The sequence below is a fragment of the Tenacibaculum sp. SG-28 genome (assembly GCF_002954385.1).
In the GTDB taxonomy this organism is placed as follows: Bacteria; Bacteroidota; Bacteroidia; order Flavobacteriales; family Flavobacteriaceae; genus Polaribacter.
Map to the genome: position 1 here is coordinate 979,391 of NZ_MQVY01000001.1, position 12,092 is coordinate 991,482.

Annotated in this window: 11 protein-coding genes; 2 read left to right on the top strand and 9 right to left on the bottom strand. The window is 31.5% G+C overall.

All coding sequences use genetic code 11. From position 1 onward, the window contains the following. The first annotated feature begins 275 nt into the window (after positions 1-275). Complete coding sequence (locus BSU00_RS04325; RefSeq protein WP_105003267.1) at positions 276-2,609, top strand: patatin-like phospholipase family protein; 2,334 nt, start codon at positions 276-278, stop codon at positions 2,607-2,609. Positions 2,610-2,623: 14 nt separating this feature from the next. Here BSU00_RS04325 and BSU00_RS04330 read toward each other — a convergent pair whose 3' ends face one another. The 6 genes from BSU00_RS04330 to BSU00_RS04350 all read right to left on the bottom strand — a co-directional run bounded on the left by BSU00_RS04330 (position 2,624) and on the right by BSU00_RS04350 (position 7,414). After that, positions 2,624-2,833 carry a hypothetical protein gene (locus BSU00_RS04330; RefSeq protein ID WP_199176750.1) on the bottom strand — a complete coding sequence of 70 codons (210 nt, stop codon included), beginning with the start codon at positions 2,831-2,833 and terminating at the stop codon, positions 2,624-2,626. Positions 2,834-2,836: 3 nt separating this feature from the next. Beyond that, complete coding sequence (locus BSU00_RS12990) at positions 2,837-3,376, bottom strand: amidohydrolase (protein ID WP_199176751.1); 540 nt, start codon at positions 3,374-3,376, stop codon at positions 2,837-2,839. Positions 3,377-3,388: 12 nt separating this feature from the next. Beyond that, complete coding sequence (locus tag BSU00_RS04335) at positions 3,389-4,306, bottom strand: class I SAM-dependent methyltransferase (protein ID WP_105003268.1); 918 nt, start codon at positions 4,304-4,306, stop codon at positions 3,389-3,391. Positions 4,307-4,538: 232 nt separating this feature from the next. Continuing rightward, entirely contained in the window at positions 4,539-4,937 is a 399-nt protein-coding gene (locus BSU00_RS04340; RefSeq protein ID WP_105003269.1) for a heme-binding protein, read from the bottom strand. Positions 4,938-5,041: 104 nt separating this feature from the next. Further along, positions 5,042-5,890, bottom strand: a complete 849-nt coding sequence (locus BSU00_RS04345) for an AraC family transcriptional regulator (protein WP_105003270.1) — start codon at positions 5,888-5,890, stop codon at positions 5,042-5,044. A 267-nt stretch (positions 5,891-6,157) separates the two neighbouring features. After that, positions 6,158-7,414, bottom strand: coding sequence for an NAD(P)/FAD-dependent oxidoreductase (locus tag BSU00_RS04350; protein ID WP_105003271.1), 1,257 nt, complete (start codon positions 7,412-7,414; stop codon positions 6,158-6,160). Positions 7,415-7,823: 409 nt separating this feature from the next. Between BSU00_RS04350 and BSU00_RS04355 the strand changes: the two genes are divergently transcribed. Beyond that, the gene (locus BSU00_RS04355; RefSeq protein ID WP_105003272.1) at positions 7,824-8,618 is read left to right on the top strand and encodes a hypothetical protein; all 795 of its coding nucleotides are present in this window, start codon (positions 7,824-7,826) and stop codon (positions 8,616-8,618) included. 214 nt (positions 8,619-8,832) lie between these two features. Here BSU00_RS04355 and BSU00_RS04360 read toward each other — a convergent pair whose 3' ends face one another. From BSU00_RS04360 to BSU00_RS04370, 3 genes are all read right to left on the bottom strand, one after another. Next, positions 8,833-9,417 (bottom strand): NAD(P)H-dependent oxidoreductase, encoded by a 585-nt coding sequence (locus BSU00_RS04360; RefSeq protein WP_105003273.1) that lies wholly within the window; start codon positions 9,415-9,417, stop codon positions 8,833-8,835. Positions 9,418-9,484: 67 nt separating this feature from the next. After that, positions 9,485-10,054 (bottom strand): Crp/Fnr family transcriptional regulator, encoded by a 570-nt coding sequence (locus BSU00_RS04365; RefSeq protein ID WP_105003274.1) that lies wholly within the window; start codon positions 10,052-10,054, stop codon positions 9,485-9,487. 229 nt (positions 10,055-10,283) lie between these two features. Further along, positions 10,284-11,669, bottom strand: a complete 1,386-nt coding sequence (locus BSU00_RS04370; RefSeq protein WP_146104788.1) for a hypothetical protein — start codon at positions 11,667-11,669, stop codon at positions 10,284-10,286. Between the last annotated feature and the right edge of the window lie 423 nt (positions 11,670-12,092).

Genomic DNA, 12,092 nt, shown 5'->3' on the forward strand with positions numbered 1-12,092 from the left:
GGATACATCAATTAACATTAAGAATCCTTTCTACCGTGTGATGTATTTTAAAATAAATCATATGCATATTAGGTTAACTTTAGCTTTCTAGATGCTATTGAATCCTTCATTTAATTCTGTACCATATTTTTGCGTCAATTAATGTGTACTTGACATCAAACAGCTACTAGAAATTCGAATAACTAGAATACATTACTTCTCTTTTTTAGATATTGTTTTACATAAATTTAATGACATATTTTCGGAAGTAGGTTTTAATTTATATTTTTGATAATATGGAAAAAATAATCGTGAAATACCTAATCTTTTGTGTTATTCTGTTTACTGGACTTCCGACGAACACTATAACGGCACAAGAAGAAAAAAAGCCTAAGATTGCTTTAGTTTTGAGTGGTGGTGGCGCTAAAGGCATAGCTCATATTCCATTATTGCAAACTTTAGATTCACTTGGTATTGTTCCCGACTTGATAGTGGGAACAAGTATGGGAAGTGTTGTTGGTGGCTTTTATGCCGCAGGTTATTCTGGAGACAGCATTGCGACTATTGCTAAAAACGCCGATTGGAACATGTTGTTAGGCGGAAAAACACTATTAGAAGATGTAAGTGTGGAAGAAAAAAGTGAATACGGTAGATATTTAATTGATTTTGGTATTAAAAAAAGAAAATTGAAAACCAAAGGAGCCTTATTAAACGATCAACATTTAAGAGAATTTCTGGCCATTTATACGTATCCTGTATTTGATGTTTTAAATTTTAATAAGTTACCAATTCCTTTTAAGTCCGTTACAACAGATATTGTTAATGGAAATGAAGTTGTTCTCGACAAAGGAAGTCTTGCTGTTGCTATGCGTGCTAGCATGTCTATACCTAGTATATTTAAACCAGTTCCTTATAAGGATGTTCTACTAGTAGATGGAGGAATATTGAACAACTTCCCAGTAGACATTGCAAAAAAATGGGGAGCAGACATTATTATTGGTAGTGATGTAGGTGGTGGTATGCAATCTAAGGAGGAACTTGACGGGATTAGTACTGTTTTATTTCAGGCAGCGATGCTGGTGAGTAACAAAAAAAACCCTAAAAGTAGAGCAATGTGTGATATTCTTATCGATCACATTCCAAACCTGACCTATTCCACTGGTGATTTCAGTAAAAATGAAGAGATTTATGCCGAAGGTAAAAAAGGTACTAATGCGCAACTAGAGGAACTTGTAAATCTTTCCAACAAAATGAAAAGGTATAAAACGAGAAAAATAAAAATTCCATTAACCAACAAAGAATTTAAATTTGATACTATAATTTTTAAGGGGATTAATAAAAATAACTTGAGCTTTGTAAAATCAAGATCGGAAATAAAAGCAGATAAAGTATACACTATTAATGAGTTAATTGATGGCATTGACAAAGCAATGGGTACTACTTTATTTAACCAAATTACAACAAAAACCATTAAGAAAAATGATGGTTTAGGACTAGAAGTAAGAGGGTATGAAAATGCAGAACATCAACTTAAAACTGCCCTTCATTATGACAACTATCGCGGTATTGGTGTTCTTTTAAACTACACAGGTAGAAATGTACTAGGCAAATCTTCTAGAATAGTTATTACCGGCGATATCGCCACACAGCCCCGATTTAGAGCACAATATCAAAAACAATTCGGTAAAGATAAATCTTGGTGGATACGAAATGATTTACTTATGGAGTTTTTGGAACAGGATGTTTATTCACAAGGAGAATTTTATGGTACATTTGACGTAAACTTTTCACATTTTGATATTTCTTTCAATAAAAACATCAACAGCTTAAAAAATTATGTTGGAGTTGGTTTAAATTATGAAGGAAGTTCCTTAAAGCCGAAATCTAATTTTGACGATAATATTTTAGGTCTCAAAAATTACAGGTTTCACAATTATGAAATAAATCTGCACTATATACACAATAGCATGCAAAAGGTTTTCTATTCTAAAGAAGGAACTTTGTTTAAGGCGAAACTTGCTAGATCGTTGTACAATGAATTTGATTATGAATCTACAGCGATAGAACTTAATACAATTAGAAATAAAAGCATCAATGGTTTCACCAAATTTACTATGTCTTATCAAAAAAGATTTCCGATTCATAAAAAATTGAGTTTAATAGTAAGCGGGAATACCAATTTTATATTCGAAGACAAACAAAAAGCCGATGAAGAATCGTTTGATGACTACGGTACCGCAGTGAAATATTTACTTGGAGGAAATACACCGACACCACGTGATGGTAGTATTATATTTCCAGGTCTTTACGAAAATGATCTTGTTGTAAATCAACTCATTAAGTTAGATGCAACGCTGCAATTTAATCCCATTACAGATATTTACATATCGCCTCATATTAACTATGCCTCTGTTGGCTTTGGAAAATTTAACGATTACATAAAAGAAGCCTTTTTTCCTTCAGGAAATTGGTCAGATCAATCGGTCCCTAGTAGTGTTTTTTCTTTTGGAACCACTGCTTCTTACGATTCTGTACTAGGTCCAATAAACTTCGATATTTCCTGGATAAATGATATAAACAAGGTGCGTACTTACTTGGGTATTGGATTGTTTTTTAATCTATCAGATTAAAGGATAAGTTACAATTAGTTTTTCTTTTTTAGGTACCACTCTACTCCATTCTGATAGACGATGCGATGTAAATCTTCTCGTGAAAAATTATCTTTCAATATAGTAAAATGCGCTTTTGAAAAAGGGAATTTTGCTCTTGTTGAAGGCAAATCAGTTCCGAAGAGCAATGCACCAGGTTGAATAGCATAAATGGTTTTTAGCACTGGAATTGGATCAAAATCCAATCTTCAAAATCCTGTAGCTTTAATTTTAGCGCCTTTTTCAACCCAGTAATAAAGTTCGGAAAGACCATCTCTAGAAAGACCTAAATGATCAATAGAAAAAGCGGGAATTTGATGTAATATTTTCCTCAAATTAACCAGAGTTTTACTGTCCACGTAAAGTTCAGAATGCCAACCAAATCTATCGAATAGCTTATTGGCTAAAGCCACCATGTTGCTCAGGTGTTCAGATCCCCCCCGCCGCAAATTAAAACGAACTGCTCTTATATTGGCTGCATGTAATTTCTCTAGTTCTCTCTCCTGCATTTCCATTGGGATATTTGCTACACCAAAATATGACTTGCCTAAAATATGAAGTGCATCGATTAAATATTGTTGCTCAAATTGTTGAAAGGAACCAGAAACAATTACTCCTCCAGTAACACCAAATTCTTGTACTTTTTCTCGATAGTTTTGAACAGTAAAAACAGGTGGTAAATAACCATTATTAGGAACTAAAGGATAATTCGGGTTTATAATGTGAAAATGAGAATCAAATACATTCAAAACTTCGATAATTTATACATTATTTACAAAACGCTTTGCCACTACAAAATGTTCTAACTTAAAAATTTCACGTTCAGGAATAGTTCTTCCAACAGGAGTAAAATATTCGGCATTTAAATCTGCTAGTGTTTTATTCTCGGTTACTGAAAACCCATATTTTCCGAATAAATCTTTCACTTCTTTTGCGGTAAACAAAGAGATCCACGGTTCTCCTACTTTAGCGGCTAAATCTTGAATCAATGCTGCTTTTTTAACAGGATTAACGTAGCCTTCGCCAAAACAAGCTTTCGGATTTTGTCGTAGTACAATATCTACATAGGAGATAAAAAAAGTAACGGAAACATTTTTAGAAAGTTCTATAACTTCCTGTAATGTTTTGGCAATAGCACTTTTAGGTATATACTGTGACACCCCCTCTAAAGTAAAAATTGTTTCTTTAGTAACATCAAAACCTGCTCCTAGAAGTTGTTCTTTTAATGTTTGTTTATTAAAGTCAACTCCTACATAAGTAACCTTTTCAGCATTGCGAATATTTTCTGGAAGTTTTGCTTGTTTTTGACGTTGTACCTCTGGCTGATCTACTTCAAATATTTCTATGTTCGGAGGAAGTTTTAAACGATGGGCTCGCGTATCATAACCAGCACCAAGAATAACGTATTGTATCGCTCCTTTAGCTGTTGTTTTTTCAACAAGGTCATCAATAAAACGGGTACGAGCTATAAGGTGCTCGTGAAAGCCTGGAGACAGTTTTTTAGTTAACCAAACACAAAAGCGATGCCCCATTACTTTAATTACTGAAGACCCCAGTACAAACTTTTCTGCATAAGGATCGAATATAACGCGTTTTCTCTCTTTTGCAAGCGACTCTATCATTCTTTGTTTTGCAACTCCTTGTGCAGTTCCATCCTTTCTAAATATTGAATCTGTCATTTATTTTCAATTTTTAGTACCAAAAATGTATCCATGGTAGGTCTGTAATCTTTTCAATTAAATAGTTAAAACTAATCGAAAGTTAAGTTACAATAATTATGAGACGTAGCAAAAATAGACCTAGAATCAGTGCAGTTATAAAGAAGTAATCTTTGGTTTACAAGACCAATATTTTCAAAAAAAAAGAGGATAATTAAAATTAATTATCCTCTAGTTGACTTAATGTCTATTGTTAGATTGCTAATGCCCCCGCTTCAGCAACGATATGATCGTTTTCAACAGAACTTCCACTAATGCCTATTGCACCAATTATGGAACCTTCGTCATTTATAATAGGTATTCCGCCTGGAAATGAAATTAATCCATCATTAGAATGTTCGATATTGTATAATGGTTGTCCGGGTTGTGCTAATTCGCCTATAATTCCGGTATTCATATCAAAATAACGAGCTGTTTTAGCCTTTTTAATAGCAATATCTAAAGAGCCTAACCATGCACCATCCATTCTAGAAAAAGCGACTAAATTGGCTCCAGCATCCACTATTGCAATATTCATTTTTGTATTTATTTCCACAGACTTTTCTTTGGCTACACGAATAGCTTGTTCTGCTTGGGCTAATGTAATATTCATACTTATAATTAGTATACTTGGTTATTAATTTCTTTACAAAATTAAAACACTTTACAATGGAATTAATTACCAAAATGGCTCATTGACTTATGAAAAAAGGTCAATTATAGGCTTTTTTTAGTAACATTATTAGGACTAAAACCAAATTTATTTTTAAAGGCCGTACTAAAGTTAGAGAGATTATTGTAGCCAAAATCTAAGTAAATATCAGAGGGTTTTAATAAGCCTTCCTCGAGAATTTCCTTGGCTTTATGCAATCGTTTCTCTTGCAACCATCTTCCTGGAGAACATGCAAACTGCTTATGAAAATGTCGTTTAAAGGTAGATAAGCTCATGTTACACAAGAAAGCTATTTCCTCTAATTTGAGATTGGAGTGTACTTTGCTCCATACTATTTTCTCAAAAGACGAAGGTTCTTTTATGACTAAAGAATGTAAATATAATTCAAATTTGTCTCCGTATTTTTGTAATAGATATAGCAATAACTCTTCGAATTTTACCACTAATAAATTCTCTCTAAAAACAGAATGTGCTTCGTTAATGCTTGCTAAAGAATTTAAATAGGAGGCAATATATGCGTCATTTTGTATGGTAAAATAAGCTGCTTCTCGTTGCATCACAGATCGCTTTAAGGAATGTTTTTGAAGAAATTCGTGCAATATTTTCTCTGAAAAAAAGAGAAGTTTACAAAAATATATTGCTTCCGTATCTAACAACTCCGTCCAAAGCCAATTACCTTTTTTTAATACCAAAGATTGGTCTTTGTTTACCTCTACAGCTGTTCCCTCAAAATGCACTTGCTTTTTCCCAACTTGCAAGAAACTAAACATGTGCATACTCAGAACAACTTTACTGTTTAAAACATCACTTGTCATTTTAAAATCATGCACAAAAACGTCGGGCTTTTCTCTCGTATCAGAAAAATAAATTTCAGGTATTTTTTCTATGGCCATAAGTTTCTTTACTCGGAATATAAAATTTTTAAACTTGCATGTAAAATACGCTTAATCTTAGAATAATATTTTAAATGTAATAAGAATTACTATACTGTACAAAATAGTTAAGTTGTTAAGCTATTAAAAAGTTAGCAACTTAACTCTAAATAATCTGGAATACAAAATCAGCAGAAATTTTATAAAATTCTATGACGAAACTAATGATTATCTAGTCTTTTACGCTATTCGCATTTTATCCTCGAATACCCTACATGGTTTAAATTTTTAATTAGTTAGCTGTAATGCTTCAATTGTTTGGATAACTCCATGCGCCGCTGTTTCTCCTGAAATCATCGCCGCATTTAACGAACCGTTTAGCATAGTATCTCCAGCCAAAAATAAACGTTCTGAAAACTTTACCTTCTTTACCTCTTTTTCATAAGCTACAGTTGGCAAATGCGGAAGGGCTCTTGGAATTTCGTATTGCTTTACAAATTTCAGTTGCTTTAAAGAACAATAGGTTGCTAACTCTTGCGTTACCTTTTGCACCAATTTATCCCCTACTATTCCTTGATTGTCTACAACGGTAACAGACAGCAATTCTTTACCGGATGAGATTTTTGAAGATGGATTAACGTATACAATAGTATTCACCAAAGTACCTGAATCTGAAATAAGACCAATCATATTTTTTGAAATCGTTCTTTCTTCAGTTTCAAAATATAAAGTAGTACAAGATTTCCAAGACACCGGTTTTTTTGTATGCGTTTGCAATAATGTATTTGGAGCTGTGGCTACAATAGTAAAATCACTTTTTCGTATAGTTCCGTCCTCTAGTATGATTTCCTGTTCCTTTACCTCCTTAACTTTCGCATTAAATTCAAAATTTGTTGTACTTAATTTTTGCTTTAGTTGTTTCGGAATAGCCTCCATACCCGTTTTAGGAACACTGGCAAAGCCCTCACCGAACATCTTGTATACAAATTCAAACATTCGACTTGAAGTTTGTAGCTCTTTTTCAAGAAAAATACCACTAAAAAATGGAATGAAAAAGTCATTAATAATCCCACTTGAAAAACCTTTATCTTTTAAATAAGAAAGGGTGGTTTGTTCTTTCGACAAAAATATATTAGAAATCGACTTTGTTTTCAGTTTTGCATTTAATTGCAAGATTTTTACCTTGTCTGAAAAGTTTCCTATACCGGAAAGTATGGTAGGAAATAACAAGGATATATTTCGAAGAGGATCTCCTATAACTACTTGCTTTTTATTTTTGAAGATAGCGGCCCCTGGTAAAAAATATTGTAAGTCTAAAGCAGTAAAATCAAGATATTTTCTCGCTGAAGGGTAAGCAGTTAATAACACCTGAAATCCGTGATCTAAAGGGTAATTATCCACCATATCTGTTTTCACTCTACCTCCTACCCGATCTGTTGCTTCAATAATCGTACTAGTATATCCGTTCTCTTCAAGTACTTGTGCTGCAATTAGACCACTAACGCCACCTCCTATAATGTGTATTTTATATGCCTGCTTGTTCAAAATAAAATTTTGTTTTGTATGAATACTATTTTTAATACTCGTAACTAATATTTACAAAAATAAAACAAATTAAAATTGCCAACCACTTAAATTGTAGTTTAGGGTCTAACAAAGATATTTTTAATGCATTTTTGAGTTTTTTTTATGAGCATGTTAGAATGGCTCAGAAAAGTTGTCGCAAAATATTGTAGGGCATATAAATTTTAAATTAATTGGTAATATACCAAAGTCAATAGTAAAAATAATCACAGTGACTTTTCTCAATTATAACACCGTTTATTTCAGAAAATTTCATACGAAAAAGTGTCTGTAAGTGCTATTTATCTACAGTAAAGTTATTTTGATATAAAGCTGTAATTGAAAAATATTTGTTTTTTGTAAATTATTGATTATTAAACATTAACTTATTATGAGACAATTAATTTTATTATTGGTTGGGGTGTTTCTATTTTCCTGTAATAGTAATCCTAATTACGAAAAAAATTTAGCTACTGCTAAAAAATTATTCCAACTTCACGAAGAGGAAAAGCTTGAAGAACAACTCGCTTTGATTAGTAAAGATATTAAGGTTTACACACCGATGTACGGTTCTTCAGAACCAATAGGATACGATGGCTACATGAAAATGTTAAAAGGATATCAGGATAACTTTGAGGATATAAAATACAAAGCGTCAACTTGGCTTCCTGGCGTAGATACAGTATCTCTAAAACCGGATGGAAGTGTAAGAACTTATGGTACCTGGACCGGTAAAAATTCAAGCACAGGTAAAGTCCTTAACTTACACGGATATTGGTATTTTAATTTTGATGCTAAAGGAAAAATAATCGCTCAAGGTGACTTTTTTGATTACGGTGGCATGATGCAATCCGTAGGACCAAAACATCCAGTTTTAGTTACACTAGAGGTAAAACCAGGTAAAAAACAGGCTATGGAAAAACTACTTAATTCACCAGATGGACTGCAAACCACCAGAAATTATGACGGGAATCTCTCTTTAGAGGCATTCTTTAATGAAAAAAGCTATACGTATTACATATATGGAGATTGGGCATCTTATGCGCATTATCAAAAATATCTCGATTGGAGATTTAAGGGAGATGAAAGTAAAATCGCGGAAAAAGTTACGGCACTTTGTGTTGGAGGTAAAGAGGGTTTAATTCCTATATTTCCGAATATAGACTATTCCTCGTTTAGTAAATGATAATGCCAAATGCTTCCACACTAAGCCTAACAAATAAAAAAATATAGATTTCAAATTACCACAATAATAAATTCCTACGGTTTAAATAAATAAAAGTCTTCACTAAAGTGAAGACTTTTATTCTAATTTTACAAAGTAAAATTTAGCATCATATTGAAACAATTGGTTTTCAATTTTACCTATGGTTAAAGGATACAAATCGAAAATCGTTAGTTTATTTAACCTTCTTACCTAGTTTTTCAATCTTTGACAACCACGAATTTCGGAATGCAATAGACGAATTTTTAATTGGTGCTATATAGCTTACCTTAACGGGATGCACACCACAAAATTGAAGTGTGCCTTTTTTTAATTGATGGATTGCAGGACTTTTCATAAAAAGACTGTTATACCACTTTGGAGTATCAGCGGTAACTATTATTCTTCCTGTTTTTCCTTTTAATAGTTTTTTGGGCATAGTCTTTCCCTTTTCATAGGCAAAGGTAATCCCAGGAAGAAAAGTTCTATCGATAAACCCTTTCATAAGTGCAGGATAGCCATACCACCACATAGGAAATACCCAAACAATATGATCTGCCTCTTTGATTTTTTCTATACTTGAGAGTAAATCTGGTTCCAGTTTTGTTCGTTTGCGATACCCAAACCCCAAATTTGGATTAAATTCCAAATCTCTTATAGTGATTAGTGCTACTTCAGCTGTCGTTGTAGATACTCCTTTTTGATAAGCCGCAGTGAGACACGAATTAAAGCTATCCGGATCGGGATGCCCATTGATGATTAAGACTTTTTTAAATTTCATTTTATGTCCATTTTTCCTACGAAATTATAGACATTTTAATAGTAAATACAAGACAAATGTCCTATTATTAAATAGCTCCTCTGAGACGGCTTAGATGCCTTTGTGTAATCCCTAGATAAGATGCGAGGTACTTTAACGGAACGTTTTGGAGAAACTCAGGGTTTGTAGTTAGTAAATCGGAATAACGTTTCTCAGCAGACTCCATTTGCAGGGCTAATAATCGATTTTCCATTAGTAAATAGGATTGTTCTGCAAAATGATTTGCAAATTTGAGCCAATTAGTACTTTCTTTAGTAAGTTCGGAAAATTGCGTTTTATCAATAACCAACATTTCTACATCTGTAATAGCGTGAATATTCTCAAAGGTCTTTTTACCAGAGATAAAGGATGAATATGCCGTTATGAATGTATTGGGAAATGTAATGCAATACGTGACTTCTTCCCCTTTGCTCGAGATATAGAAGTTCCTAACAATTCCAGAACTTACAAAACCTATCCAATTACACGTGTTTTGCGCCTTTATCAAAAAATCTCCTTTTTTGTATAACTTTGGCGTAAAAAAGTCTAACCCATTGGTAATATCACTTTTCGATAATTCCCCATATGAAGAAAATAGTTGCTCTAAGACTTGTTTCATACAACCAAAGTATTAATTGAATAATGAACAGACATAGTTAATTATAATATGTACACAAGAAATTTTCTATAACGGTAAATACATAAAAGATAGTCTACAAATTTTATTAAAATTTCCGATTAATTCACAAATTTTTATATTGTTTTTAGTACGCTGATCAAATAAGCAAAATTTAAAGGAAAAGGGAAATATATACTAAGCCTATATATTTTGTGCAAAGTAACTATTTTTAATATGTTGTTTTTGTAATGGTCTTTCTTATAAGATTAATATTGTTTTCTTTAAACATATTGCTTGATAGAAAGTCTTTTTTAAAAGTTTTAAATGATTCCCTTGAAACCCCATTTTTTATTGCAGATTTTTCCCAAATTTTAATATCCAATGTCTGTTTTTTTGATAACTCTAATAAGGTTTTTAAAGTGTTAATAGTAATTTTTCTACCAAATGATATTTCAAATGATTTAAATATTAATGGACCAAGTATATATCGGTAATCAGAATTAATTTGTTTTTTGTTTTTAATATCATTTAACGGAATAAATTTTTTCTTTTTTATTGATTTGCAATAATATGCATAATACCCATCAACATTTTTTTTATTGGTATAATCTTCTAAAGCAACAAGCGAAAGATATTCAGCCGTTCCTTCAAGCCAGAACCAGGATAGTTTTCCGGAATTAACATTATTTCCGAAATAATTATGTGCTAACTCGTGTGCGAAAAACTTATATCGATTTTCTTTGAATTTATTCTCTTTTGTTAGTAATTTACTAAAATTTAGATTTGAAAATCCAAAGGCAGGATAGGTATTAAAGCCCCAACTACCATTTTTTAAATCTTTAACAGCTTTATGATTAATTATATAAATTTCATCTTTAAAATCTGTTCCCAATAAGTTTTTATAATATAATTTTATAGAATCTATATTCTCAAATATTTTTTTCGAAACATCTTCTGTAACATCTGTATTGATTAAATAATTCCCTTTTACCTTCACAAAATTATAGTCTCCTGCAAATAAAAACAAAGGGAAAGCCTTTGATGATTTAAAAACTGAACTAATGCCCTTTTTAGGTGGATTACCATTTATAAAAACACTTTTTGAAGTTTTAGTATTAACTGTAATGTCATAAGTATAATTATCAATACGTCTATCGGTATCTTCATCATACAAAATTGGATACCATTTTGATTGTTCCGTTGCTCTCAATGTATTTTCGTTAACCGCAATGTAGCCCTTAAAATCAAACCCATTTAAATCTTTTTTATATACGGGGAATGCACCTGAATATTCTATTTCAAAAGTTGATTCTAAGTTAATTTTTACATTTTGATTATTCACAAAGTAATACTCTAAACCCTCACCGTTCATTTTTCCAGCATAGTATCCATTATAGGGAATAAGTTGGCCTTTCTTATTTCTAAAGTATTTTATATTCATTCCATGATTAAGTAATATTTTATAATTCGTTAATTCAGGAAGGTTAGATACTCTAAATTCACAATGAATATATCCTTTTTCCATATCTAAAGTTACTGTTCCTCTTATATGAGGTTGTGAAAAGGATATATTAATTGAATAAAAACATATCAATAGACAAATTATTATTTTCATAGCATTGTTTTAATTTTAATTAGAAAGATAGTAATATTTAACGCGATATTGCTAAATAGCGAATACATTACATTACTATTAATAAAAGAAATAAAATTAGTTACGATTCCAAGTGTGATTACTTTTAAAGTAGGTTGTATTATTTTGATGCTACTTATCTAAAAGACGATTAATGTAGTAACCAGTTTTAATTGTATCAATCTGATTTTTAAATATAACTAATTTTCTTTAAACCATATACAGAAGCACTATCTATTTATCCAACTATCAAAACCACAACTAATGAATGTTCAGCTTCTCTATAACTATTACAACAAAGTTGTCATAGAATTAAATATGATGTCTTCGATTATTTTTATAAAAATTTCCAAGCTAAATAACCATATCGGAAAAATAAGCAATATTATCTAAAGTATGACATAA